This is a genomic window from Pseudomonas sp. s4 (assembly GCF_046764235.1).
GTDB lineage: Bacteria > Pseudomonadota > Gammaproteobacteria > Pseudomonadales > Pseudomonadaceae > Aquipseudomonas > Aquipseudomonas asiatica.
This window is the reverse complement of the sequence record NZ_CP177209.1, coordinates 1,742,201-1,767,548: the sequence shown is the minus strand read 5'-3', so window position 1 is coordinate 1,767,548 and position 25,348 is coordinate 1,742,201. Positions and strand designations below refer to the sequence as shown.

Genomic DNA, 25,348 nt, shown 5'->3' with positions numbered 1-25,348 from the left:
GAAAACTCGACGGCACAGGCATCTAATCCTTAAACTGCACCCCGCGCACCAAGCCATTCTCCAAAACAGACTTGACGCGAGCAGTCACCACAATCGTAGGGCTGTCCTCTTCAGCCCTAACGACATCACTAGAAAGCACCGCCTCATTATCCAAAACTATCTTACTGAACCACCTCGGACCATCTGGCATATAGCTAAGTAACGGCTCACTAACAGATTCTTTCAAGTTAAAGGCTGGTGATTTACCTATAACATTGAATATCTTGTAACCAGTATAGGAAGCCTCACCTATCAGTAGATCCGCATCCACAAACTGAACACCAGAAATACTTTCTCTCCTCATTAGTTCGTAGAGCCGCGGCGAAATCAAATTGGGCCCATCACTGAAAAAAAAATCATAGCTAAGGAGCTTGGAAGTACTGACCCTTTTCGACCCCTCGAAACAGACTTTTATATCCTTGCTTACAACCACGCACTCTTTGAAAATCCCAGAATCCTCACCAGACAACATCTTTGTCTTCAGCCAATAACTTTCAGGATAGTCATCTGAAATAGAAAGTATAAAATTTTTAGCCACAAGTCGCTCCCCGAACAGAGTTTTTATTCAGCATCGTTTTACCTGCACGCAGACCTTTTCTCTCATCAACCATGACTCCGTGAATAGCCTTCTGGTAGTCCGCTTTGGTCCAGCCATTTTTCTTGCCGTATTCGTGAATAATATCCAGTTTCTTCTCTACAGCCGAATTATATTGCGCGTGAGAGCCACGATGCACCGTTCGCACCGGATGGTTCTCCTCATACTTAGGCAGATAAATAATATTGGACAGCTTATGAATATTCACCTCGCCCGCCTGCATGGCCGCATGATTAGATAGCTGCTGCGGGATAATATGATGCTTCTGGAAACCATCTATCGCAGGCATCGTATTATAGGTAATCCATCCCAAAGGATCCAGCCAGCTAACAGGGTTCGGCGCATATTGATATAAGTTTATTCCGCCTAACAAGCCTATTGGGTCATGCGATATATATTTACCGACCTCCGAATCATAGTAGCGGAACGTGTTGTAGTGCAGTCCCGTTTCGCTATCAAAGTACTGACCTTGGAAACGCAAATTCTGCTCGATCTCATTGATCGGCAGACCCTCTATTGCCCCCCACGAGCGATACGTCGCCTGCCAGACGATCTTACCGTCACTGTCCGTGACCTCCAGCGGCGTACCAATCTGGTCAGTATGGAAATAATAAAGCTTCTGCTCCTCCCCTTCCGCCTGATCAACCCGCGCCAACGGCGCATAGCTACCCGGCTCATACAGGTACAGGATGCTCTGCCCGGGCGTTTCCTCGCGCAGCATCCTCAGCCCTTGCCAGAGGAAGCGCTTCTGCTCGACCTGCCCATTGATCTCAGCCAGCTTGGCCACCCGCCGCCCCAGGCTGTCATAACGGTAGTGCCCGGCACTCTCCAGCTTGCCATTGCCCCATGTCTCCGCCCGCACCAGCCGGTTTTCACCGTCATAACCGAAGCGCTGCAACCGGTTGCCATATTCCGAGCATTTTTCGATCAGGTTGCCCCACGGGTCGTAACGGTACTCCTGGTCCCGCCAGTGTGTGATGCGGTTGTCCCTGGACTTGGCAAATTGCCGGGCATTGAAATCCAGGCGGTTGCCCGCAGGGTCGTAACGAAACTCTTCGCTGCCAACCAGCGAGCCCGTATCGCGGCTGCGCAACTGGCCGTTCGCTTCGTACTCGTACTTGATCTCGCCACACAGCTTGTCGAGCGTACGCACCAGTTCACCTGCCGGGTCGTACTGATAACGGCGGTGAATCGGGTTGTAGGCATGCTCCACCAACAGCGAGGTATTAATGCCAGTGTTGTGCACTTGCGACAGCTTGTCGGCCGGCAGCATCGATGCGTATTGCCACGCCTTGCGCCCCATCGCGTCATAACCGAAACAACTGGTGAGCTTGCCCTGGGTCCGGTAAACCTCGCGGTGCAGGTCATCACGCTCCATGTCGCTGATCACCTGACCGTCCAGGTTCAGTTGGTGCAGATGCCCACTGCCGTAGTACAGGTGATTGACCTTACGACCATCCGGCAGGGTCAGCGTAGTCAGGTTGCCGAGCGGATCGTACTCGTAGCCGAGCGTGCCGTCGGGGGTGATTTCTTTGGTCAGCCGCCCCAGCAGATCGTAGGCGTACTCCAGCTTCTCTTCCGTGATCCCTAGCTGCTTGCCGATCCCGGTCGGCTGCCGCTCGATGCTCAGCAACCGGTCTCCGTCGTCGTACGCGAAGGTCTGGCTCGCATCGCGGTTGATCTTGGCGACCAACCGGCCAATGCTGTCACGCTCGAACAGCGTATGCCGCTCCGGCCGCTCGGCATTTTCGCCATAACCAATCTCATCCAGCCGGGTCAGATGGCCGCCGAGGTTGTAGCTGAAACGCCGGGTCAGGTTATCCACCCGCACTTCTTCAGTCAGCCGGTCCGAGGCGTCATAGGCAAAGCGGTACGTGGCGTTGTTCTCGTTCACCAACCCGGTCAGGCGCCAAGCCTTGTCGTACTCGTAACGAACCACACCTCCTTTCGGGTCCCGGCGGTTACTCGGCAAACCACGGGAAGTGCGTAGCAGGCGGGTGATCTGGCCTTTGCCATCGGTGTGGTCGAGCACCTGACCAAGGTCGTTGTAGGTGAAAGTTTCCGCCGTGCCGTCGGGGTGACTGATGCGCAGCACCTCACCGTCAGGCTTGCGCTCCAGCGTGGTGGTCTGGTTCAGCGCATCGGTTACCGCGACGAGGTGCTGGCGTTCGTCGTAGCGGTACCAGGTGTTCTTGCCCGAACAATCCTGGTAACGCTCGACCTGGGCCAAGGTGTTCCACCACAGGTACTTGGACTTGTAGGTCGCGTCGATGATGGTGTGCGGCAGGCCGTCATCGCTGTTCAGGTATTCGGTCATTTGACCCAGGGCATCGAATTCGGCGAGCAGGTTGCCCTTGGCGTCGTAGCGCGCCCGCCAGGTGCTGCCATCCGGGTAACTGACCTGGGTCACCAGCGTGGTCAGGTGGTGATATTCGTAGGTGGTCTTGCGGCCCAGCGGGTCGGTCTCTTCGAGCAGACGGGAGAATTCGTCGTACTTGAATTGCAGGCAGCTACCGTCCGCCAAGGTCAGGTCGACCATGTTGCCATTGTCGTCCAGCTCGGCGGCGTAGCGTTCGCCGCCGTAGTCGCGGCTGGCGATCACCCGGTGGTCGGGGTTGTACTGCACTTCCAGCTCGCGGCCGAGCACGTCGGTGGTCCAGCTGGTACGGGCATCGAGGTCGTAGCGGAAGTGGAAGCGTTCGCCATCGGTGGTCCAGTGCTCGACCACCCGCGGCTGGCCGCCGAGGGTTTCCCAGCGGTAATGGCAGCCCAGGCCCAGCGCATTGCTGTGGGTCACCATCAGGCCTTCGGCGTAGCTGAAACTGCGCACGGTGTGGCCGTTGCGGTTGATCACCGCGCTCAGCTGGCCGTGTTCATCGTAGCGGTACTGGGTGAGCGTTTCGACGGCCTGGTCGTTCACCACGCGCTTGATGTCGGTCAGGCGGCCCAGCGGGTGGTCGTAGTGCAGGTGCACGCGGGTACCGCCGGTGGCGCTGATGTCGGTCAGCGTACCATCGGGCGTGCGGGTGAAATGCAGGAAGTGACCGAGAACGTTCTCGATGCGTTGCAGCGGCACTTCGGTGTTGGTGTCTGGCACTTCGCCGAAGTAGAAGAACAGGTTGTCCAGCGTTTGCAGGATGTAGTGGCCGCCCTCGGTGCACACCAGGTACACCTGCTCGTGCGGGTTGTAGATCCGTTCGCCCGGTTGCAGGGTCACGAACGGAACTTTGCGGCCTTGGTTGTCGGTGAGGTAAATGAATGAGCCCCGCCGACGCAGACTTTGCTCCCAGGGCAGCACCCAGCCGCGCCCGAGCACGCTGTCGACGGTAAGGTCGCTGGCGTAGAAACGTGACCACTCGATCGGCATCAGCCCGGGCAGGCTGAAGTCGATCTCGTCGGGGATCAGCTTGCGACCGGTGGTGAGGTCGACCGGGTTGCCAACCAGTCCACCCAAAACCCTGCGTGCCACGGGTTCGACCATGTAGCGGGCGGCCACTTCGCCGGCAATGAAGCCGGCCGTGAATTTCAGGGCACAAGGTAGGGCGGCCTTCATACCGGCCTGGGTACCCATCTTGAGCACATTCGCGAGGCCACTGGCTGCGCCAGCAATCGCCATCAGCACATCCACGGTGGTGCGCAGCCACTCCGGGACTTCGTCATCCACGGGCAGGTAGCGGTAAGTGCCACCGCCGATGAAGACGTTGTTCGAACCCCCGGAAATGGTCGCGCCGCAGGTCAGCTTGTCGCCCTTGCGCGCCGCCGCGACGCCATTGATGAAGACATTGGTCGAGCCTTCGGCGATCTGCACCGGGCCAGGATGTTTGTCGCAGGTGCCGATGCTTTTTTCGACGCGGGCGGCCTTGCGGCTGTTGATGAACACGTTGGGTGAGGCAGTCGTTATCGTCCCTGAGGGGGATGAGAACAGACTTCCCAGTGCCTCGCCGGCAGCGGTCAGCAAGCTGCCCCCGAGACCTGCTGCGAGGCCGGCCAGCAAAGCCACGCCTAACCCGCAGGTGAAGGTGGCGATGGCCACCGTGGCCACCAGTGCGATACCCAGGGCAGCGCCCAGCAGAAAGCCGCCCAATGCGCCGGTGTGTGAAATCTCGTCGCCAAACCTGGCCGCTTCGAACATGAGGGGTTACTCCTGTTCGGCCAAGTTGTGCAACGTGAATGAACGACAAGACTGAAGCAGCGAGCGCTCGGTCAGATCCTTGATCATTGTTGCGTCCTTGAGGCTTGAAACCCAAGGACGCTAGGAAAACGCCGTTAGGCCGTCAATGAACAAGGCGTTCAGTGCGCGGACCTGCTTGTAGGAAAGCACTTACCCGCCAGGAGCGACTGCCTTGCCGCATAGGCTTGGGTTACCATACCGCCCTTGCGGAACACCCATCACCCAAGCCAAGCCCCCGCTTGCTCGACTCGACACCAACAGGTCATCCATGCGTCTGTTTCATACCTCCGACTGGCACCTGGGCCAAAGCCTGCACGGCCAGGAACGCGACTTCGAACACGCCTGCTTCCTCGACTGGTTGCTCGGCCAGCTGCGCCTGCGCCAGCCGGATGCGCTGCTGATCGCCGGCGATATCTTCGACACGGTCAACCCGCCGGTCAAAGCCCAGGAACGTCTCTACGACTTCATCGTCCAGGCCCACGAGCAACAGCCGAAGCTGGACATCGTGATGATCGCCGGCAACCACGACTCCGGCTCGCGCATCGAGCTGCCCGCGGCGCTGATGCGCCGCCTGCGCACCCATGCCCTGGGCCGTGTGCACTGGCTGGACGAGGGCCAGCTGGACGCCGAGCGCCTGCTGATTCCGCTGACCAACGGCCGCGGCAAGGTCGCCGCCTGGTGCCTGGCCCTGCCCTTCCTGCGCCCGGCCGAAGTGACCGGTCCGCAACTGGGTGACGACTACCTGCAAGGCATTACCCAGGTGCACCAGCAGCTGATCGCCGCCGCGCAAAAGAAGCGCAAGAAGGACCAGGCGCTGATCGCCATCAGCCACGCGCACATGGCCGGTGGCGCGGTGTCGGAGGACTCCGAGCGCAGCCTGATCATCGGCAACGCCGAGGCGCTGCCGGCCAAGCTGTTCGACAAGGCCATCAGCTACGTCGCCCTGGGCCACCTGCACAAGCCGCAGAAGGTCAACCGCGAAGAACGCATCCGCTACAGCGGCTCGCCGATCCCGCTGTCGTTCGCCGAAATCAACTACCCGCACCAAGTGCTGGAAGTGGAGCTGGACGGCACTGGCCTGGTCAGCGTCGAACCGCGCCCGGTACCGCGCGCCGTGGCCCTGCAACGGGTCGGCCCGGCACCACTGGGCGAACTGCTGGAGCAGTTGGCCGAGCTGCCAGTGATCGACCTGCTCGAAGACCCCAACCGCCAGCCCTGGCTGGAGGTGCGGGTGATACTGGATGAGCCGCAACCCGACCTGCGCCAGCAGATCGAAACCGCACTGCAAGGCAAGGCCGTGCGCCTGATCCGCATCAGCGCCGAATACGCCGGCCGCAACAATGCCGAAGACGATGACCTGGCCTTTGTCGAACTGGCCCAGATGACCCCGCAGGACCTGTTCAGCCGCGCCTGGGAGCAAGCCTATGGCAACCCCGCCGACGAACAGGCGCTGGCCGACTTCGCCCTGCTGTTGCAGGACGTGCAGCAGGAAGAGGAACAGCCATGAAGATTCTCGCCATCCGCCTGAAGAACCTGGCATCCCTGGCCGGCCCGGTCGATATCGATTTCACCGCCGAACCGCTGGCCAGCGCCGGCCTGTTCGCCATCACCGGGCCTACCGGGGCGGGCAAAAGTACCCTGCTCGACGCCCTGTGCCTGGCGTTGTTCGGCACCGTGCCACGGCTGAACGACATTGGCCGCGAGGCCAAGGTGCCGGATGCAGACGGTGAAATCCCTACCTCCGACCCGCGCAACCTGCTGCGCCGCGGCACCGGCAGCGGCTTTGCCGAAGTCGATTTCGTCGGCATCGATGGCCGCCGCTACCGCGCCCGCTGGGAAGCCAACCGCGCCCGCGACAAGGCCAACGGCAAGCTGCAGCACAGCCGCCAGAGCTTCTACGACCTGGACAGCGAGCAGGTACTGGGCAGCGGTAAGAACGAGTACAAACAACTGGTCGAAGCCCGCCTGGGCCTGAACTTCGAACAGTTCACCCGCGCGGTGATGCTGGCCCAGAGCGAATTTGGCGCCTTCCTCAAGGCCGACGACAAAGAACGCAGCGAGCTGCTGGAAAAGCTCACCAACACCGCCATCTACACCCGCCTGGGCCAGCGGGCCTTCAGCAAGGCACGCGAAGCCGGCGAGGCCCACAATGCCCTGAAGGACCGTGCCAGCCACCTGCTGCCGATGGCCACCGAAGCCCGCGCCGAGCTCGACCAGCGCCTGGAACAGGCGCAGCAGCAATTCAAGGCCGACCAGGCCGGCGAGCGCCAGCTGGAACAGCAACGCAACTGGCTGAACGAGCAGCGCCAGCTGCAGGCCCAGCACGCCGAAGCCGGTACCGCGCTGCAGGCCGCCGAACAGGACTGGCAACAACTGGCTGACCAGCGCCTGGACCTCGTGCGCCTGGAGCGTCTGGCCCCGCAGCGTCACCAGTTCCACCGCCATCAGACACTGACTGCGCAACTGGCACCGGTGGCAGCGAAGATCGCCGAGCAACAGCAGCAGCAAGCGGAGCTGCAAGTGCGCACCGGCGAGCTCGAACAGGCGCTGGACGCCGCGCGCCAGGCGCTTGCCGTCAGCCAGGCCCAACACAGCGAGAACGCCCCTCGCCTGCGCCAGGCCTTTGCCGCCCAGGACAACCTGGCCCGCCTGGACCAGGAGCTGGCAGCACAGCGCAGTGCCAGCCAGCAGGCCGAGCAGCAGGTCGCCGAAGGCCAGCAGCACCTGCAGCAGCTGGAAGACAACCAGCAGCGCAGCCTGCAGCAACTGGCGCAGATCGACACCGCGCTCGCCGACAGCCAGCACCTGGCGGGCCTGGCCAACGCCTGGCACGCCTACCTGCCGCAACTGAAGCAAGTGATGCTGATCGGTGGCCGCCTGGCCAAGGGCCGTGAAGAGCTGCCTGGCCTACAGGCCCAGGCCAGCCAGGCCAATGCGCACTTGCAGGCCGAGCGCGATGCCTTCGAGCTGCTGTTCCGCGAAGCCAAGGCCGAACCCCAGGCCCTGGCAGAACAGATCGACCTGCTGGGTGGCATGCTGCAGGACAACCGCAAGCAGCAGCGCGCCGTGGAAGAACTGTCACGCCTGCATGGCCGTGAACTGGAACTGCGTCAGCAGCTGGAGGCCGTGCGCGTGCGTCAGCAGCAGGCCATGCAGCAGCGCCAGCAGCTGATTACCGAAGGCACCGCCGCCAAGGCCGAGCTGGAGGCCGCCGAGCAAGCGCTCAACCTCACCCGCCAGTTGCTGGAACGCCAGCGCCTGGCACGTAACACCAGCGTCGAAGAGTTGCGCGGCCAGTTGCGCGACGGCGAACCCTGCCCGGTGTGCGGCAGCGCCGAGCACCCGTTCCACAAGCCTGAAGCGCTGCTGCAAAGCCTGGGTCGCCATGACCAGGCCGAGGAAGACGCCGCGCAGAAGCAGGTCGAAACCCTCAACAGCAAGCTGGTGGAGCTGCGCACCCAGCTGGGCGTGGTCAACGCCCAGCTCAAGGATTATCAGCAGCAACAGCAGCAACTGGGCGAACAGCTACAACCGCTGGTGGCCCAGGTGCAGGCGCACAGCCTGTGGCCCGCCCTGGCACCGCAGGACGACAATGCCCGCAGTGCCTGGCTCGACAGCCAGCTGCGACGCCTGGACGAAGAAATCGGCCAGGACGAGAAACGCCAGAGCGCCCTGCTCGCCCTGCAAAAAGATGCAGCCCGTCTCAACCAGCAATTGCAGGCCGCCCAGCAGGCGCAACAGCAGGCCCAGCGCCACCTGGAGCAACAGCACCAGGCCCTGGTCAGCGACGAGCAGCAGTTGCAGCAAGGCCTTGAGGACCTTGCCGGCGTGTTGCCCGAAGAAGCCCTCAAGGCCTTGAACGACGACCCGGCCAATGCCTTCCTCGCCCTGGACCAGCAGATCGCCCTGCGCCTGCAGCAACTGGAGCAGCGCAAGGACGAACAGGAAGAACAGCAAGCCCGCCAGGCCCAGCTGGACAAGCTGCGCGACCAGCAACAGGCACGCGTGCAGACCCAGCAGCAGTTGCAGCAGAAACTTGCCGCCCTCGACGAGCAGCGCCAACAGGCCCAGGCTTCGCTTGGCGAACTGCTTGGCGGGCATGCAAGCGCCGAGGCCTGGCAACAGCATATGGACGCCGCGCTGGAGCAGGCCCGCGCCCTCGATGCCGACACTGCCCAGCGCCTGCAGGACTTGCGTACCCAAGGCGTGCAACTGGCCAGCGAACTCAAGGCCAACACCCAGCAGCAGCAGGCGCTGGACGCCGAGTGCCAGCAGTTGCAGGGCCAGATCGCCCAGTGGCGCGCAGAACACCCGGAACTGGACGACGCCGGCCTGGATCGCCTGCTGGGCATGGAGGACGCGCAGGTAAATGAGCTGCGCCAGCGCCTGCAAGGCGCCGAAAAGGCCATCGAACAGGGCCGCGTGCTGCTGCAAGAACGTGAACAACGCCTGCAGCAACATGCCGCGCAAATGACTGTGGACACCTCGGCCGACGCCCTGGAACAGGCCCTGACCGAACTGCGCGAACGCCTGGCCGGCCATGAGCAGCAATGCGCCGAACTGCGTGCACAGCAGGCCGATGACCAGCGTCGCCAACAGGCGCACCAGGCGCTGGCGGCGGAAATCGAACAGGCCCACCAGCAGTGGCAACGCTGGGCTCGCCTGAACGCCCTGATCGGCTCGGCCTCGGGCGATGTGTTCCGCAAGATCGCCCAGGGCTACAACCTCGACCTGCTGCTGCACCACGCCAACGCCCAGCTGCGCCAGCTGGCCCGCCGTTACCGCCTCAAGCGCGGCGGCAGCGCCCTCGGCCTGCTGGTGCTGGACACCGAGATGGGTGACGAACTGCGTTCGGTGCACTCGCTGTCTGGCGGGGAAACCTTCCTGGTGTCGCTGGCCCTGGCCCTGGGCCTGGCCTCGATGGCCTCCAGCACGCTGCGCATCGAATCGCTGTTCATCGACGAAGGCTTCGGCAGCCTCGACCCCGAGTCGCTGCAACTGGCCATGGACGCCCTCGACGGCTTGCAGGCCCAGGGCCGCAAGGTGGCAGTGATTTCCCACGTGCAGGAAATGCACGAACGCATCCCGGTGCAGATCCAGGTGCGCCGCCAAGGCAATGGCCTGAGTGACGTGGAGGTGTGCGGGTGATCCTCTACTCGTTCCGCCGCTGCCCCTGGGCCATGCGCGCGCGCCTGGCCCTGCGCTATGCGGGGTGCGAGGTGGAGATTCGCGAGGTAGCGATGAAGAACAAGCCGGCAGAACTGCTGGCCCTGTCACCCAAGGGCACGGTGCCGGTACTGGATACCGGCGCCGGCGTGCTCGAAGAAAGCCTGGACATCATGCGCTGGGCGCTGGCGCAAAACGACCCGCAGGACTGGCGGCTGCAGGCCGACCCTGCGGCGGCGCAGCAGGCTGAAACACTGATTGCGCGCAACGACAGCACGTTCAAGGCGCAGGTGAACCTGTACAAGTATGCCGAGCGCTACCCCGAGCATACCCGCGAGCATTACCGCCAGCAGGCCGAGGCCTGGCTGGCGGAGCTCGAAGGCCTGCTGGCGGGCAGGCCCTACTTGCTGGCCACGCACCCGAGCATTGCCGATGCCGCGTTGCTGCCCCTGATGCGCCAGTTTGCCGGGGTCGAACCGCAGTGGTTCGCCGAGGCGGCTTATCCGCGGGTGCGGAGCTGGCTGGAGGGGTGGTTGGCTTCGGAGCTGTTCAGGTCAGTCATGGCCAAATGAACGCTGTTTCCTGTACTGGCCCTATCGCCGGCAAGCCAGCTCCCACAGGTACGGCGCTGGACCTGAGGCCTGCTCAACCCCTGTGGGAGCTGGCTTGCCGGCGATAGGGCCAGTACAGGATTCAGTGGTTGTGTTTGCCACTCAATGCCGCATGGAAGTTGGCACTCTGGCGCAGGTACTGTTCGGTGTAGCTATGGGTAGCAGACGCCTTGCCGCTGCTGTCGGCATGGGCATGCGCCGGCAATACGACCGAAGCGGAAATGGCGGATGCGGCAATGACCGGGAAGAGATTGAAGTTCATCTGGGCTGACCTCGACGGCGGTGGTTTGACGTTGGCCCGTTTGGGCCTTGGGTCAAACTTACGCCGCCGAAGCCGCAGGCAAAAATTCATTGCGGCAGTATCGATTATCACGCCGATCGATATCACTCGATGAACTTCAGGTCCGACGGTGCCTCCTGCTTCAGCTTCTGCACCGTCTCCAACAACTTGCCGCTGCGCGGATCGCGGCGTATCACCACGATCTGGTTGCTCTTCTGGTTGGCCACCAGCAGGAAGTTGTCACTCGGATCGAGGGCGAACTCGCGGGGATGATCCCCCTCCACCGAACGGCGCTGCAGGAACGTCAGTTGGCCATCCTGCTTGCCCACGCTGAACGCCACGATCTCGTTGGCCGTGCCGCGGTTGCTCACATACAGAAAGCGCCCGTCTGCCGACAGGTGCAAGCCACCTGCCGCTTTCGCCGCAGCTTCCTTGCTCTCGGTCAGGGGCAGGCGCTGGCGTTCGACCAGGTTGCCCTCCTGCACGTCGAACATCACCACTTCGGCACTCATTTCCAGGGTCAGGTAGGCGTGACGGCCCTTGGCGTCGAACAACAGGTGGCGCGGCCCGCTGCCCGGCGGCAGGTCCACCGACGCGGGGATCGCTGGCGTCAACGGGTGGTCTGCGCTAGCACCGTCGTAACGGTAGATGAACACCTTGTCGGCACCCAGGTCGCTGGCATACAGGTGGCGGCCGTCCGGTGACAGCACCAGCGAATGCACATGGGCGCCGGCCTGGCGCTCGGGGTTGACCCCGCTCGCCTTGTGCCGGGCCTGTTGCACCACCGGCTTGAGCTTGCCGTCCTTGGCCACCGGAACTACCACCAGGCTGCCGCCGGGATCGGGCTTGACCGCGTAGTTGGCCACGAACAGATAACGCTGGTCCTGGCTGAGGCTGGCGTGGGTCGGTTCGTCACCTTGGCTGGTCACCTGGTTGAGTGCCTTGATCTCGCCTTTTGCACTGACGACGAAACTGCTGACATTGCCGTTCGGGGTTTCGTTGACCGCGAACAGTTGGCGTTGATCGGCCGACAGCACCAGCCATGAAGGGCTGACACTCTCCACCACCTGCTGCGGCGACGGGTCGATATGACCGGTCTTTTCGTCGAACCCGTAGCGGTAGATGCCCTCGCTGGCGCCATCGGTGTAACTGCCCACCAGCAAGGTGGCGGCGTGGGCATGGATGGTCAGGCTCATCAGGCTAGCGGTCAGCAGGCTCGTCCAGATCCGATTCATCTTCGTCATCATCCGGGGCGCGAAAGGCACTCATACAGACTAGTCGATGCGCGCCGTCGGCATCGTCGAGTTGCCACTCGTCACCCACGGCGATGGCAGCTGTGATCTGCTCGGGGGTGAAGGACCAGCGGCGGAGCTGGCGGCCGTCCATGCATTCGATGGTGAGGCCGGATTCATCGGAGGTGAAGTCGAAGGCGTGCAGGCCGTCGATCAGGAGCATGTCGCAGGACTGCAGGGCGGTGGCGAGGGGGGACATGGGGGTACCAATCTGAAATGAGTTGGCATTATAGCCTTGGGGCTGCCTTGCAGCCCATTCGAGCACAAGGCTGCTCCTACAGAAGGCTCGCGGTCCCCCCTGTAGAAGCAGCCTTGTGCTGCGAATGGGCCGCAAAGCGGCCCCCGGCAATTCAATGAGCGAAAATGGAGCCCCCCTCCTTGCCCACCATCTTCTCAGGCTTGATCAGGAACCTTGCCAGCGCCGGCAGCAGCCACAGCGCCCCGAACATGTTCCACAGCAGCATGAAGGTCAGCATCAACCCCATGTCCGCCTGGAACTTGATCGCCGAGAAAATCCAGGTGCACACGCCGATGGCCAGGCACAAGCCGGTGAACAGCACTGCCTTGCCGGTCGAGCGCAGGGTCTCGTAATACGCCTCCTGCAACGGCAACCCGGCGCGCAGGAAGCTTTCCAGCCGGCTGTAGATGTAGATGCCATAGTCCACGCCAATGCCCACACCCAGCGCCACCACCGGCAAGGTCGCCACCTTGACCCCGATGCCCATGTAGGCCATCAGCGCGTTGCCCAGCACCGAGGTCAGCACCAGCGGCAGGACGATACACAGGGTGGCGGCGAACGAGCGGAAGGTAATCAGGCACATCACCGCCACGCAGATGTACACCAGGATCAGGATGGTCAGCTCGGCCGACTTGATCACCTCGTTGGTCGCCGCTTCGATCCCGGCGTTGCCCGCCGCCAGCAGGAACTGCAGGCCTTCCTTGTTGTGGCTGTCGGCAAACGCCTTGGCCACGGCGGTGACCCGCTCCAGGGTTTCGGCCTTGTGGTCGTTGAGGAACACCAGCACCGGTGCCAGCGAGCAGTCGCCGTTGTACAGGCCATCGGCGCGGGCGATGGAGTTGTTGAGGATGTCCGGGTTGCGCGACAGGGTTTCCCATTTCAGGCTGCCCTCGTTCATGCCCTTGATCACCTGCTTGGACACGGTCACGAGGGAAATTGCCGACTGCACGCCCGGGGTGTTCTGCATGGTCCACATCAGCTCGTCGATCGGCGCCATGGTCGAGTGGATCGAGCAGCTTTCCGGCGGGGTCTTGACCATGATCACCAGCACGTCGGAACTGGTCGAGTAGTTACTGATGATGAAGTTGTTGTCCTGGTTGTAGCGCGAATCGGGGCGCAGCTCCGGTGCGCCCTGGTCGAGGTCGCCGATCTTCAGGTTCTGGCTGTACCACAGGCCACCGGCGAAGGCGACCAGCGCCAGGGCCACCGATACAGGCGCCACCTTGGCACTGGCGAAGTTCGACAACAGGCGCCAGAACGGGTGCTCGCGGGTGGCGTCCTGCTTGCTGCGCTCGACGGCCTTCTTGCTGATGCCGACGTAGGAGATGGCTACCGGCAGCAGGATGAGGTTGGTGAACACGATCACCGCCACACCGATGGAAGCACCGATGGCCAGTTCACGAATCACGCCGATGTCGATGATCAGCAAGGTGATGAAGCCCACGGCGTCGGCGAGAATGGCGATCATCCCAGGCAGGAACAGCTGGCGGAAGGTGCGCCGGGCAGCGGTCAGGGCGTTGTCGGCATCACTCGACTGCAGGGCGATACCGTTGATCTTCTGCACCCCGTGGGAAATGCCGATGGCGAAGATCAGGAACGGCACCAGCATCGAGTACGGGTCCAGGCCAAAGCCCACCGCATGCATCAGGCCCAGCTGCCAGACCACTGCCACCAGGGTGGTGATGAGCACGGCGATGGTGCTGCGGATGCACCAGGTGAACCAGTACAGCAGCACCCAGGTGATGGCCAGGGCGACGCCGAAGAACATCGCCACCATCACCAGGCCGTCGATCAGGTCGCCGACCTTCTTGGCGAAGCCGACGATGTGCACCTTCACGTTGGGGTTCTGCGCCTGGAACTTGTCACGGATCTTTTCTTCAAGCTGGTGCGAGAACTGCTGGTAGTCCAGCTTCACCTGCTTGCCCGGGTCCTGCGGGTCGGGGTAGCTCTCCAGCAGTGGCACATCGACGATGCTGGACTTGAAATTGTTGCCCACCAGGCGCCCCACCTGGCCCGACTTGAGCACGTTGTCGCGCAGGGTGTCGAGGCTGTCCTGCGAGCCGTTGTAGGTGTTGGGAATCACCTCGCCACCCGAGAAGCCTTCCTCGGTGACCTCGCTCCAGCGCACGCTGGGGCTCCACAGCGACTTCAACCCGGCACGGTCGACGCCCGGGATGTAGAACACCTCGTCATGGATCTGCCGCAGGGTCTCCATGTAGTCCTTGTCGAAGATGTCGCCATTCACCGCTTCCACCGAAATGCGCACGGTGTTGCCGAGGTTGGCCAGGTCGTTGCGGTGCTCCATCATCTGCTCGATGAACGGGTGCTGCAGCGGGATCATCTTCTCGAAGCTGGTGGACGGGCGAATCTGCGTGGCCTGCCAGAACAGGAAGATGCTGACCAGCACGCACAGGGCGATGACCACGGGGCGATTGTTGAAGATCAGGCGTTCGAGCAACGTGGCCTTGTCCTGGTGATGCGGATGCATGGTGATGCTCTCCCTGCTGGTCATGGACGCACCTCCTGGTCAGCACCCTGCGGGTCAGCCAGGTGCACGCCACCCTGCCCTACCAGCAGCAGGCCGCCATCGGCCAGGCCGCTGACGCCGGCCAGGGCAATGCGGTCGGCGCGGTTGTAGACACTGAAGGTCTGGCCGTCATCGGTACTGCGCAGCACGCTGCCGCCATTGCCGACCAGCACCAGGCTACCGTCCTCGACAAGCGTAGCGCCTGCCAGGCCGAATTCGAGGGTGCCACGTGCGGCCTTGAGCTCGATCGGTTGCCAGCTGTCACCGAAATCGGTGGAGCGGAACAGGTTGCCGCGCAGGCCGTAGGCCAGCAATGTGCGCGGCTGTGCAGTGCCGATCACGCCGAACAGCGAGCCCTCGTAGGGGCCTTGAACCTTGGCCCAGGTCTGGCCGTTGTCGGCTGAGCGGAACATGCCGCCCTGCTCGCCGACAATGAACAGGCCCGCGTCACGCACCTGGGCGATACCGTTCAGGTGCAGCTGGTCGGGGTTGTCCAGGCGCTCGGCCACGTCCTGCCAGTGCTGGCCGCCGTCGGTGGTTTCCAGCAAGGCGCCGTAGGCACCTACGGCAAAGCCGTGCCGGGCGTCGAGGAAGGCGACATCGAGCAAGGGTGCTTCGCGGGGCAGGTCTTCGAACTGCTTGCTCCAGGTGGCACCACCATCGCTGCTGGCGAGCACCAGCGCATCGTGGCCGACGGCCCAGCCGCGCTTGTCGTCGAGGAAGAACACCGCGGTCAGCAGTTGCCGGGTGGGCACCCGCGCCTGGGTCCAGGTTCTGCCCTGGTCGTCGGAGAACAGGATATGACCGCGATCGCCCACCACCACCAGGCGCTTGCCGGCATGGGTGGCGTCGATCAGCAGGCTTTGGCTGGCCTTGGCCGATTCGGTGGAATATTCGTCGGCGGCAGCGGCTTGCACGTTGTCAGCCCACACGCCGAGCCCCAGCGCCAGTACCGCGCTGGCTGCCAATGGCCAGGCAAAGCGCCTGTTCTGTTCCCTCATGACTGTCCCCCTGTTGTGTTCTTGTCTGGTGGGTCAATGCACTGCAGGTACTGCGAAAAGCCTGATCTAGAGGCCCGCAATAGCTTGAGGGGATCGTAGCGGGGATATTTGCGGGAACACAACGGGCGGGGTGTTATGTTTTGTTGTCGGCTGTAAAAAGCCGGGGGCCGCTGTGCGGCCCATCGCCGGCAAGCCAGCTCCCACAGGGACAGCACATGCCTTGACGGCAGTAGAGTACCTGTGGGAGCTGGCTTGCCGGCGATGGGCTGCAAAGCAGCCCCCTTCGCCCTTAAGCCAGGCTCTTGCTCACCACTTCATACACATCACTGGACAACTCACCAGAAGCCAGAATCCGCTCCAGCTCGCCCTTCATCAGGGCCTGACGCGCAGCGTCATACTTGCGCCAGCGGGTCAGTGGTGCCAGTTGCCGCGAAGCGATCTGCGGGTTCAGCGCATTCAGCTCGATCACCAGATCCGCCAGGAAGCGGTAGCCCGAGCCATCCGCCGCATGGAAGTTGACCAGGTTCTGCCCGGCAAAGGCGCCGATCAACGCACGTACCTTGTTCGGGTTCTTCAGGGTGAACGCCGGGTGCTGCATCAGCGCCTTGACCCGCGCCAGCCCGCCCGGCAGCGTACTGGCCGCCTGCACGCTGAACCACTGGTCCATGACCAGCGGGTTGTCCTTGAAGTGCTCGGCAAAGGCTTCCAGCGCCTTGGCCCGCTCGGCCTCGAACGGCGAGTTGACCAGCACGGCCAGGGCGGTAAGGCGTTCGGTCATGTTGTCACAGTGCTCGAACTGCTCCAAAGTCGCCTGCAGCACCTGCGGCTTGCCGCTCTGCATCAGGTACGACAGCGCGATGTTCTGCAGGCTGCGGCGAGCGAAATGCTCGGCCGAGGCCACGTAGGCGGTGCTGCGCGACACTTCGCGGTTGGCCTGGTAGCGCGCCCACAGGGCGTCGAACAGCTTCTCGGCGATCTGCTGGCGGGCGAACTCGCGGGCGGCGTGGATGGCGTCCACATCGGCCACCTGGCTGATTTCGGTGAGGTAGGCCTCACCCGGCAGCGAGAGCATTTCGGCAACCATGGCCGGGTCCAGCGACTCGTTGCCGAGCACGGTGCCCAGGGCGGTGATCATGCGCTGGTCGAGCTTCAGTGCTTCGCCGCGCTGATGCTGGCCGATCAGCTCCTGCAGCACCTGCACCGACAACTGCTGCCCCGCCTCCCAGCGGTTGAAGCCGTCGCTGTCGTGCTGCATCAGGAACATCAGCTGGTCGCGGTCGTAGGGGAAGCTCAGCTTGACCGGTGCACTGAAACCACGCAGCAGCGACGGCAGCGGCTTGGCCTGGATACCCTGGAAGGTGAAGGTCTGCTCGGCCTCGGTCACCGACAGCACGCGGCTGGTGCCCTGCGCCGTATCTTCGCCGGCCAGTTGCAGCGGCAGGTCGTTGCCTGCAGCATCCAGCAGGCCAAGCTCCACCGGGATCACAAACGGCAGCTTTTCGGCCTTGTCCGGGGTCTGCGGGCAGCTTTGGCGGAAGGTCAGGCTGTAGGTTTGCGCGGCCGCGTCATAGGCCTCGCTGGCTTCCAGGCGCGGGGTGCCGGCCTGGTTGTACCAGCGCTTGAACTGGGTGAAGTCGACGCCGTTGGCGTCTTCCATGGCCTTGATGAAATCGTCGGTGGTCACCGCCTGGCCATCGTGGCGTTCGAAGTACAGGTCGCTGCCCTTGCGGAAGCCGTCGGCGCCCAGCAGGGTACGAACCATGCGCACCACTTCGGCGCCCTTCTCGTACACGGTCAGGGTGTAGAAGTTGGAGATCTCGATGAAGCTGTCCGGGCGCACCGGGTGGGCCATGGGGCCAGCGTCTTCGGCGAACTGGTGAGTACGCAGGTAGGCCACGTCTTCGATGCGCTTGACCGTGCGCGAGTTCATGTCGGCGCTGAACTCGGCATCGCGGAACACCGTGAAGCCTTCCTTCAGCGACAGCTGGAACCAGTCACGGCAGGTGACGCGGTTGCCCGACCAGTTGTGGAAATACTCGTGGGCAACCACGCCTTCGACGCGCTGGTGGGCGGCATCGGTGGCGGTTTCGGCACGGGCCAGCACACAGCTGGAGTTGAAGATGTTCAGGCCCTTGTTTTCCATGGCGCCCATGTTGAAGTCGTTGACCGCGACGATCATGAAGATGTCCAGGTCGTACTCGCGGCCATAGACTTCTTCGTCCCAGCGCATGGACTTCTTCAGGCTGACCATGGCGTGGTCGCACTTGTCGATGTTCTCGGGCTCGACATAGATGCGCAGGGTCACGTCACGGCCGGACTGGCGGGTGAAGCTGTCCTCGACGCACCACAGGTCACCGGCCACCAGGGCGAACAGGTAGGCCGGCTTCATGAACGGGTCTTCCCAGGTCGCCCAGTGGCGACCATCGTCTGCCGGCCCGCTGCCGATCGGGTTGCCGTTCGACAGCAATACCGGGTAGCGATGCTGCTCGGCGATCACCGTGGTGGTGAAGGTGCTCATCACATCCGGACGATCGAGGTAGTAGGTGATCTTGCGGAAGCCTTCGGCCTCGCACTGGGTGCAGAACATCTTGCCCGACTTGTACAAGCCTTCCAGCGCGGTGTTGCTCTCGGGGTGGATCTTCACGCTGGTGTCGAGGGTGAAGCGCTCGGCCTTGGGCTGCACGGTCAGGCTGTCGGCGTCGAGCTGGTAGTCGCCCGGCTGGAGTTCCTGGTCATCCAGCGAGGCGCGCAGCAGCTCAAGCTGCTGGCCATCGAGTACCAGTGGCGGCAGGCCGGCACCGCGTGCCGGGTTGCGGCGCATGACCAGTTGCGCGTGAACCAGGGTATGGTCCTCGAACAGCTCGAAGGTCAGGTGCGTCTCGTCGATCAGGTACTCGGGCGCCTGGTAATCCTTGAGGTAGATCACTTGCGGTTGTTCGGTACGCATGTGCAGGTCCTTTTTACTGGAGTACGGCCAACTGGTAGGCCGTGTACTTGCGAATATTGATCACACCGGTGTCGAAGATCAGGTACTGGCCCTTGATGCCCAGCAGCGTGCCTTCCACTACCGGGTCCTTGTCGAGGTTGAAGCTGACGATCTTCGATGGGTAGGCCTCGACCGGGTACTTCATCTGCACCACTTCGGCATCGGCCAGCGGCTGAACCGCCTGCAGGCCGAAACGCCCCTGCAGCTCGCGCAAGCCATCGGCACAGGCGTCGAAGACCTGTTCACGAATGGCCACCAGGTCGAGCTCCTCGGCATCGCCCTTGAGCAGGGCGCGCCAGTTGGTGCGATCCGGCACCTGGCTGCGCAGCAAGTCTTCGACCAGGCCGGACTGCTGGCGGGTGGCCACGCGCACGATCGGCAGGGCCTGGCTGGCGCCCTGGTCGAGCCAGCGGGTGGGCAGCTGGGTGGCGCGGGTGACACCGACCTTGATCCCCGACGAGTTGGCCAGGTAGACCACATGGTCGGTCATGCAGAACTGTTCGCCCCACGACGGTTCGCGGCAGGTGCCGGCGTCGTAGTGGCACTTTTCCGGGGCCATGATGCACACGTCGCACTGGGCCAGTTTGGTCATGCACGGGTAGCAGTAACCCTGGCTGAAGCTGGTCTTGGTGCGCTTGCCACAATGGCTGCAGTGAATGGCGCCAAGGTACTCAAGGCGCAGGCGCTGGCCGATCAGCGGGTTGACCGGCACCTGCGTGTCATCCAGGCGAAAGCTGTACTGCACCACTGGCGCCTGCAGGCTTACCGCCATCTTGCTCAACGAGCCACGAGCGAGTTCGATCAATGTACCGAGTCCGACTTGAACAGAATGTTGGCGATCGGCGCGGACTTCGAGGCGCATTCCTGCGGGCCCATGTAGCCGGTACGCTGGTCTTCGGGCAGGTTTTTCATCTCCCAGGCGATTACCGCCTGCAGCGACAGCTCTTTCTGCTCGGCAGTGAGCTTGCGGCCATCCGACCATTTGCCGATTTCCACGGCCAGTTTCAGGCTCTCGTAGATTTCCGGGGTGATGTTTTCGATCATTTGCGCGAAAGTGGACATAGTGTCTCCTGATTCAAGCCGACAGTTTACGCCGGGCAAGCGCCCCACCCAAGAGCCCGGTCAGGCATCCGATGAGCAGCCCGCCGACGTGGGCGGCGTTGGCGATCTGGCCAAGGCCCAGGGTGTCGATCACGCCGCTCAGGCACACCACCAGCCAGATCAGCATCATCACCAGCACGCCCTTGGGCAGGTTGAAGTAACGGTCGGGTGCCAGCCACTGGTACAGCCAGATGTGCCCGAGCAGGCCGTACAGCACGCCGGACAGGCCGCCGAACAGGCTCGGCCCGCTGCTGTAATGCTGGGCCAGGTTGGACACCAGGCTGAACAGCAGGGTCAGGCCCAGCAGCGCCCACGGGCCCTGGCGCAGTTCGATGCGTTTGCCCAGCTCCCAGTACCACAGGCTGTTCATGGCCAGGTGCAGCACGCCGAAATGCAGCAGCATGGGCGATACCAGGCGCCACCACTGGCCTTGGTCCAGGCTTTGCGCCAGCGGGTTGAAGTACAGGTAGTCGCCCTGGACGCGGAAATCGAGGAAGGTGAACCAGCTGATGGTGGTGAAATTGTCGCCAAGGCCGGTGAGGCCGGCGACGATGAAGCACAGCAGCAGGGTGATAGTGGTGACTTTGCAGGCTTTGGCCTGTTCTGCCAGGGAGGGTTGTGTGGGGCTATTCGCGGGTAAACCCGCTCCCACAGGGTCCTGTGCAAGTTCGAGGTCGGCGTTGCCGTCGGGGTAGCGCTGGTAGAGTTCGCGGACGTCCGCTGCCAGGGTGTCGGGGGCCCACAGCACCTGGGCATCGCCCTCCTCGCTGACCCGGTGCGGCACCTGCAGGCGCTGCAGCAGGTGAACGAAGCCGCTGAGGTCGACCGACAGCGGCAGGCGCATCACTTCGATAATGTTCATTGGTTGGCCTGTGGGCGGTCGACGTCGACCCAGACGAACTTGTGCGGGTCGATGCGGGTTTCATCATCCAGCCGGTAGGCTGCCAGCTTGCCGTAGAGCACGGCGCTGTAGTCCAGGCAGGCCAGGTTGGCGCGGATCGGCGCCGGGCGGCCGCTGCGCCAGTAATGGCCGACGAACAGCATGGGCTCGTCTTCGGCATAGCGCAGCAAGGCGTTCTTCTGGCTGTGACTGAGCGGGGTGCTGGCCACTTCCGCGGGCAGGGCGTCTGGCTGGAACACGATGTCACCGTAGGTTTGCGGGTCTTCTTCCCAGAACTTGGTACGGAAGAAGGCACGGGTCAGGCCGTCGCCACCGGTGAGGGTCAGGCCGTCCGGCAGGCGCATGTCGGTACCGCGCAGCAGGCGGTTGCACACGGTGGCGGCAAAGCTGCCGTTCACCGCCGAGGCCTGGATGAAATGCTCGTCGATACGCCCGTCGGGGTACTGCTGGCGCAGCGGCTCGATCAGCCGCGGGTCCCAGCAGGCATGCACCAGGCGGAAACGCCCGGCGTCGACGAACAGCGGCAATTCGTAGAACCAGTTGACGAAGTCGTGCCAGTCAGCGGGGTGGTGGGCGAACTGGGTCAGGGTTTCGTCGATCAGCCGGGCGTGGCGTGGCGTATGCTCGCGCACAAAGGCCTTGCCGCTGCCAGGCAGTGCCGGGGTGACCCAGCCCAGGGCGTTGTACTCGTGGTTGCCCATGATGCAGAACGCCTGGCCGGCCTCGACCATGTCGTGGACGATGTGCAGCGCCTCGCGGATGCGTGGCCCGCGGTCGACGATGTCGCCAAGGAACAGCGCCTGGCGCCGCGGGTGGCGCCACACGCCTGCCACACGCTTGTAACCGAGGGCGTCGAGCAGGCGTTCAAGGGTCAGCGCACAACCGTGCACGTCACCGATGATGTCGAAACTACGCGCCGGATCGAGCATCAGTCGTCCCTGCTTCCCAGCCGGCTGCCCCAGCCGAGCTTGGTGCGGCAGACCTCGTAGTAATTGTGGTCCAGCGGGTGGATCAGGCGCAGCTTCTGCGGTTTCTTGCTCACCGTGATGGTGTCGCCGGGGGCACAGGTGAAGTGGTTCTGGCCGTCACAGGATACCTGCGGGTAGATCTGCAGGTCCTTGGACACCACGATCTTCAGTTCGCTGTTGCCGTCGACCACGATCGGCCGGCCTGACAGGGTGTGCGGGTACATCGGCACGATGACGATGGCGTCGAGCTTGGGGTGCATTATCGGGCCGCCGGCCGACAGCGCGTAGGCGGTGGAGCCGGTGGGGGTGGCGACGATCAGGCCGTCGGCCTTCTGGCTGCAGACGAACTGGCCATCGATGTAGATCTCGAACTCGATCATGCGCGTGGACTTGCCCGGGTGCAGCACCACATCGTTCAGCGCATCACCCTGGCCGATGGCTTCGTTGTGGCGGCGTACCTCGGCCTGCAGCAGGAAGCGGTTTTCCACCAGGTAGTGGCCGTCGAGCACTTCGGCGACCTTCTCTTCCAGCTCGTCGGGGCGGATGTCGGTGAGGAAGCCCAGGTTGCCACGGTTGATGCCCAGCACCGGAATGTTGTGCCGGGCCAGGGCGCGGGCGGCGCCCAGCAGGCTGCCGTCGCCGCCGACCACGATGACCAGGTCACAGACCTCACCCAGCAGCTTGCGGGTGGAGGTTTGCAGGCCATGGCCAGGCAACACTTCGGCGATGGTGTCCTCGAGGATCACGTGCAGGTGGCGCTCGATAAGAAATTTTTTCAGTCGGCGAATGGTGTCGAGCACCTGGGAGCTGCCAAGGCGGCCAATGATACCGATATTGCGAAATTGCTCCATGGGGCTCCTGCGAGGCTCTGCGGCGGGTGACTATGCCGCGATTATGGGCGAAACCACCGGGTAGCGGCAAACCGGCTATGCTCGCAGGATGATGCCATTCGCCCTGCTCCACGACCTGCCCCGGCAGCTACGCCGCCCCAACGTGCGCGACCTGGCCTGGGCCCTGCTGTCGCCCCCGTTGCTCAGCGCCCCGCCCTGCCCCCAGCGCCACCCGCTGGCGGGTAGCCTGTGGGCGGACCAGCCACAGCGCCTGGCAGACTGGCTGCGGGCGCTGGATGACGATGATCGCCCACTGCGCGACTGGCTGGCGCAGCTAGGCAGCCGGCGCCTGGGGCACTACTACGAACGGCTGTGGCAATTCGCCCTGGGCCAGGCCCCGGGCATCGAACTGCTGGCAGCCAACCTGGCGATTCGCGAAGGCGGGCGCACCCTGGGCGAGCTGGATGTGGTGCTGCGCGACCGCGATGGTGTGCACCACCTGGAACTGGCCATCAAGCTGTACCTGGGTCCGGAACACCCCGGGCACGACCCCGACACCTGGCTAGGGCCAGGCTGCCATGACCGACTGGGAAGCAAACTGGCGCACCTGGCACGGCACCAGTTGCCCATGTCGGCGGGGGCGCACAGCCGCGAGGTGCTGGCCCGGCTGGGGGTGGAGCAGGTGCAGGCGCATGTGTGGCTGGGTGGCTATCTGTTCTACCCGTGGCCCGGGCATGCGCAGCCACCACAGGGCGCCAACCCGCAGCACTTGCGCGGGCGCTGGCTGCGGCGGCGGGACTGGGTCATGGGCGAAGGTGAGCAATGGCAGCCGCTGCAACGGCATGCCTGGCTGGCGCCGGCGCGGGTCGAGGCGCATGAGTGCTGGGCGGTGGAGCAGTTTGCGGCGTGGCTGCATGTGCTGGAACGGCAGGCTCCGGCGCAGTTGCTGGTGAGGTTGGAGCAAGAGGCTGACGGGGCGTGGCAGGAGGCCGAGCGGGTGTTTCTGGTGGCTGACAGTTGGCCATCTACACCCGAGGCATGATGCCAGCTGTACCGGCCCTTTCGCGGGCTTGCCCGCGAAGAGGCCGGTGCAGACAACACAATTTTCACAGACCTGGCGCAAAGATTTGTTCCCCCGCAGCCATTACAGTACTTCCTGAGCGCCGGCAAGAGCGCCATTCCGACCTGATGACGAGGACCGATCATGGTTTCATCCACCCCCGCGACCCATTACGCGCGCCTGTCCATTGCCCTGCACTGGCTGATGCTGGTGCTGCTGGCCGCTGTCTACGCCCTAATCGAACTGCGTGGCCTGTTCCCCAAGGACAGCGTCGAACGCAACCTGATGAAGGACCTGCACTTCATGCTCGGGCTCAGCGTGTTCGTGCTGGTCTGGTTGCGCCTGGCCATCCGCCTGAGCCGCCCGACCCCACCCATCGTGCCCAAGCCTGCGGCCTGGCAGACCGGCCTCGCGCACCTGATGCACCTGGCGTTGTACCTGCTGATGATCATCCTGCCGCTGGCCGGCTGGCTGATCCTCAGCGCCGCCGACAAACCAGTGCCGTTCTTCGGCCTGGAGCTGCCGCACCTGATCGGCCCGAACCCGGATCAGGCCAAGTTCATCAAAGGCTGGCATGAACGCATCGGCAGCTGGGGCTACTGGCTGATCGGCCTGCACGCGCTGGCCGGGCTCTATCACCACTATGTGCAGCGCGACAACACGCTGCTGCGCATGCTGCCCTACAAGTAACCGCGCCGGCCCTGCAGGCCGCCGGTGTGCACCACGATCAGGCGGGTGCCGGGCGCGAACAGCCCGGCCTCGACCTGCTCACGCAGGGCCAGCAGGGCCTTGCCTGTGTAGAGGGCTTCGAGCGGCACGCCGGTGTGCCGCTCGCAATCAGCGATGAACGCCAGCAGATCAGCGTCGAATTTGCCGAAACCGCCACGGCAGGCGTCGTGCAGCTTGTAGCCATGCGCGCCGGCCAGTGCTGCTACCGCCTCCGGCACGCCATGGTCCCTGGGTACCGCCAATGCACCATGCACCACATGTGCGCCCGCCTCGGCCATTACCAGACCGGCCAGGGTAGTCCCCGTTCCGGCAGCCAGCCACCAGGCGTCGTAGCCCGACCAGCCCAGTGCCGCGATCTGCGCCCGTGCCTGCTGCATGATCAGCGCGCAGCCCTGTGCACCGGCAAGCCCGCCTCCCCCTTCGGGGATGCAGTGCCAACCCGGATAGCGTGCCTGCCAAGGGTCCCAGAAACCCGCTTGGTTTCGTGCGCGGTAGCCGCCATAGCCCAGCCAGTGCAGTTCCATACCCAGCGCCTGCAGGTCACGCACGGTTGGCGTGTCCTGGGCGTGACCACGCAGCAGGCCGGCGGTGGCGAAGCCGAAGCGCTTGCCGGCAGCGGCCAGGGCGTGCAGGTGATTGGAATGGTTGCCGCCGAGGCTGATCAGGCCCGAGGCGTTGCTGGCGCTGGCCTGTTGCAGGTGATGGCGTAGCTTGAACCATTTGTTGCCGCTGATCAGCGGATCGATCAGGTCCAGGCGCAGGATGGCGGCTTCTACCTGGGCTTGTTGGAGCCAGGGCAGGATCAGGGGCTGCAAGGGGGGTTGGGGGAGGTCAAATTGCATCGCGCGAGTTT

The 25,348-nt window shown here is 63.6% G+C and carries 19 protein-coding genes; 5 read left to right on the top strand and 14 right to left on the bottom strand.

From position 1 onward, the window contains the following. Positions 1-22: 22 nt before the first annotated feature. Positions 23-577: a hypothetical protein gene (locus ACK56M_RS08305; RefSeq protein WP_224765875.1), complete on the bottom strand. Its 555-nt coding sequence runs from the start codon at positions 575-577 to the stop codon at positions 23-25. Beyond that, the gene (locus ACK56M_RS08300) at positions 570-4,766 is read right to left on the bottom strand and encodes an RHS repeat-associated core domain-containing protein (protein WP_411959358.1); all 4,197 of its coding nucleotides are present in this window, start codon (positions 4,764-4,766) and stop codon (positions 570-572) included. The genes ACK56M_RS08305 and ACK56M_RS08300 overlap by 8 nt, the downstream gene beginning before the upstream one ends. A gap of 307 nt (positions 4,767-5,073) precedes the next feature. Here ACK56M_RS08300 and ACK56M_RS08295 point away from each other — a divergent pair, with 307 nt between their 5' ends. The 3 genes from ACK56M_RS08295 to ACK56M_RS08285 are packed head-to-tail and all read left to right on the top strand — an operon-like array spanning position 5,074 to position 10,543. Further along, positions 5,074-6,312, top strand: a complete 1,239-nt coding sequence (locus ACK56M_RS08295; RefSeq protein ID WP_013971635.1) for an exonuclease SbcCD subunit D C-terminal domain-containing protein — start codon at positions 5,074-5,076, stop codon at positions 6,310-6,312. After that, positions 6,309-9,953, top strand: coding sequence for an AAA family ATPase (locus ACK56M_RS08290; protein WP_100413400.1), 3,645 nt, complete (start codon positions 6,309-6,311; stop codon positions 9,951-9,953). The genes ACK56M_RS08295 and ACK56M_RS08290 overlap by 4 nt, the downstream gene beginning before the upstream one ends. Then, a complete protein-coding gene (locus ACK56M_RS08285) occupies positions 9,950-10,543 on the top strand; it encodes a glutathione S-transferase (protein ID WP_047932973.1) in 594 nt (197 codons plus the stop codon). The genes ACK56M_RS08290 and ACK56M_RS08285 overlap by 4 nt, the downstream gene beginning before the upstream one ends. A gap of 121 nt (positions 10,544-10,664) precedes the next feature. Here ACK56M_RS08285 and ACK56M_RS08280 read toward each other — a convergent pair whose 3' ends face one another. From ACK56M_RS08280 to ACK56M_RS08230, 11 genes are all read right to left on the bottom strand, one after another. Beyond that, on the bottom strand, positions 10,665-10,844 hold the full coding sequence (locus ACK56M_RS08280; protein WP_012271225.1) for a hypothetical protein: 180 nt from the start codon (positions 10,842-10,844) through the stop codon (positions 10,665-10,667). A gap of 122 nt (positions 10,845-10,966) precedes the next feature. Then, positions 10,967-12,097, bottom strand: coding sequence for a lactonase family protein (locus ACK56M_RS08275; RefSeq protein ID WP_224765876.1), 1,131 nt, complete (start codon positions 12,095-12,097; stop codon positions 10,967-10,969). Continuing rightward, a complete protein-coding gene (locus ACK56M_RS08270) occupies positions 12,063-12,353 on the bottom strand; it encodes a DUF5629 family protein (RefSeq protein WP_015269450.1) in 291 nt (96 codons plus the stop codon). Before ACK56M_RS08270 ends, ACK56M_RS08275 begins: the two co-directional genes overlap by 35 nt. A 151-nt stretch (positions 12,354-12,504) precedes the next feature. Then, complete coding sequence (locus tag ACK56M_RS08265) at positions 12,505-14,880, bottom strand: efflux RND transporter permease subunit (protein WP_024086538.1); 2,376 nt, start codon at positions 14,878-14,880, stop codon at positions 12,505-12,507. Positions 14,881-14,900: 20 nt separating this feature from the next. Continuing rightward, the gene (locus ACK56M_RS08260; RefSeq protein ID WP_015269449.1) at positions 14,901-15,920 is read right to left on the bottom strand and encodes a WD40/YVTN/BNR-like repeat-containing protein; all 1,020 of its coding nucleotides are present in this window, start codon (positions 15,918-15,920) and stop codon (positions 14,901-14,903) included. A 289-nt stretch (positions 15,921-16,209) separates the two neighbouring features. Then, positions 16,210-18,867: an aminopeptidase N gene (gene pepN / locus ACK56M_RS08255; RefSeq protein WP_191471877.1), complete on the bottom strand. Its 2,658-nt coding sequence runs from the start codon at positions 18,865-18,867 to the stop codon at positions 16,210-16,212. Positions 18,868-18,880: 13 nt separating this feature from the next. After that, positions 18,881-19,711: a DUF2797 domain-containing protein gene (locus ACK56M_RS08250; protein ID WP_411959357.1), complete on the bottom strand. Its 831-nt coding sequence runs from the start codon at positions 19,709-19,711 to the stop codon at positions 18,881-18,883. Further along, positions 19,708-19,968 (bottom strand): YeaC family protein, encoded by a 261-nt coding sequence (locus ACK56M_RS08245; protein ID WP_003260154.1) that lies wholly within the window; start codon positions 19,966-19,968, stop codon positions 19,708-19,710. The genes ACK56M_RS08250 and ACK56M_RS08245 overlap by 4 nt, the downstream gene beginning before the upstream one ends. Before the next feature lie 13 nt (positions 19,969-19,981). Further along, on the bottom strand, positions 19,982-20,869 hold the full coding sequence (locus ACK56M_RS08240) for a rhomboid family intramembrane serine protease (protein ID WP_015269446.1): 888 nt from the start codon (positions 20,867-20,869) through the stop codon (positions 19,982-19,984). Continuing rightward, entirely contained in the window at positions 20,866-21,837 is a 972-nt protein-coding gene (locus ACK56M_RS08235) for a metallophosphoesterase (RefSeq protein ID WP_013971625.1), read from the bottom strand. Before ACK56M_RS08235 ends, ACK56M_RS08240 begins: the two co-directional genes overlap by 4 nt. After that, a complete protein-coding gene (locus ACK56M_RS08230; RefSeq protein WP_013971624.1) occupies positions 21,837-22,727 on the bottom strand; it encodes an NAD(+) kinase in 891 nt (296 codons plus the stop codon). Before ACK56M_RS08230 ends, ACK56M_RS08235 begins: the two co-directional genes overlap by 1 nt. 88 nt (positions 22,728-22,815) lie before the next feature. Here ACK56M_RS08230 and ACK56M_RS08225 point away from each other — a divergent pair, with 88 nt between their 5' ends. Together ACK56M_RS08225 and ACK56M_RS08220 are read left to right on the top strand one after the other, a co-directional pair. Further along, positions 22,816-23,748: a DUF1853 family protein gene (locus ACK56M_RS08225; RefSeq protein WP_043935444.1), complete on the top strand. Its 933-nt coding sequence runs from the start codon at positions 22,816-22,818 to the stop codon at positions 23,746-23,748. Between the two features lie 162 nt (positions 23,749-23,910). Next, positions 23,911-24,456: a cytochrome b gene (locus ACK56M_RS08220; RefSeq protein WP_003260150.1), complete on the top strand. Its 546-nt coding sequence runs from the start codon at positions 23,911-23,913 to the stop codon at positions 24,454-24,456. On the opposite strand, the gene ACK56M_RS08215 is transcribed toward ACK56M_RS08220, so the two are convergent. Then, entirely contained in the window at positions 24,447-25,337 is an 891-nt protein-coding gene (locus ACK56M_RS08215; RefSeq protein ID WP_015269444.1) for a 1-aminocyclopropane-1-carboxylate deaminase/D-cysteine desulfhydrase, read from the bottom strand. The genes ACK56M_RS08220 and ACK56M_RS08215 overlap by 10 nt on opposite strands. Between the last annotated feature and the right edge of the window lie 11 nt (positions 25,338-25,348).

Bases quoted from the DNA above. Each gene is read 5' to 3' on its own strand.
- ACK56M_RS08300 (WP_411959358.1), bottom strand. From the start codon at position 4,766: ATGTTCGAAGCGGCCAGGTTTGGCGACGAGATTTCACACACCGGCGCA.
- ACK56M_RS08295 (WP_013971635.1), top strand. From the start codon at position 5,074: ATGCGTCTGTTTCATACCTCCGACTGGCACCTGGGCCAAAGCCTGCAC.
- ACK56M_RS08290 (WP_100413400.1), top strand. From the start codon at position 6,309: ATGAAGATTCTCGCCATCCGCCTGAAGAACCTGGCATCCCTGGCCGGC.
- ACK56M_RS08280 (WP_012271225.1), bottom strand. From the start codon at position 10,844: ATGAACTTCAATCTCTTCCCGGTCATTGCCGCATCCGCCATTTCCGCT.
- ACK56M_RS08275 (WP_224765876.1), bottom strand. From the start codon at position 12,097: ATGAATCGGATCTGGACGAGCCTGCTGACCGCTAGCCTGATGAGCCTG.
- ACK56M_RS08270 (WP_015269450.1), bottom strand. From the start codon at position 12,353: ATGTCCCCCCTCGCCACCGCCCTGCAGTCCTGCGACATGCTCCTGATC.
- ACK56M_RS08265 (WP_024086538.1), bottom strand. From the start codon at position 14,880: ATGCATCCGCATCACCAGGACAAGGCCACGTTGCTCGAACGCCTGATC.
- ACK56M_RS08260 (WP_015269449.1), bottom strand. From the start codon at position 15,920: ATGAGGGAACAGAACAGGCGCTTTGCCTGGCCATTGGCAGCCAGCGCG.
- pepN (WP_191471877.1), bottom strand. From the start codon at position 18,867: ATGCGTACCGAACAACCGCAAGTGATCTACCTCAAGGATTACCAGGCG.
- ACK56M_RS08245 (WP_003260154.1), bottom strand. From the start codon at position 19,968: ATGTCCACTTTCGCGCAAATGATCGAAAACATCACCCCGGAAATCTAC.
- ACK56M_RS08240 (WP_015269446.1), bottom strand. From the start codon at position 20,869: ATGAACATTATCGAAGTGATGCGCCTGCCGCTGTCGGTCGACCTCAGC.
- ACK56M_RS08235 (WP_013971625.1), bottom strand. From the start codon at position 21,837: ATGCTCGATCCGGCGCGTAGTTTCGACATCATCGGTGACGTGCACGGT.
- ACK56M_RS08230 (WP_013971624.1), bottom strand. From the start codon at position 22,727: ATGGAGCAATTTCGCAATATCGGTATCATTGGCCGCCTTGGCAGCTCC.
- ACK56M_RS08225 (WP_043935444.1), top strand. From the start codon at position 22,816: ATGATGCCATTCGCCCTGCTCCACGACCTGCCCCGGCAGCTACGCCGC.
- ACK56M_RS08220 (WP_003260150.1), top strand. From the start codon at position 23,911: ATGGTTTCATCCACCCCCGCGACCCATTACGCGCGCCTGTCCATTGCC.
- ACK56M_RS08215 (WP_015269444.1), bottom strand. From the start codon at position 25,337: ATGCAATTTGACCTCCCCCAACCCCCCTTGCAGCCCCTGATCCTGCCC.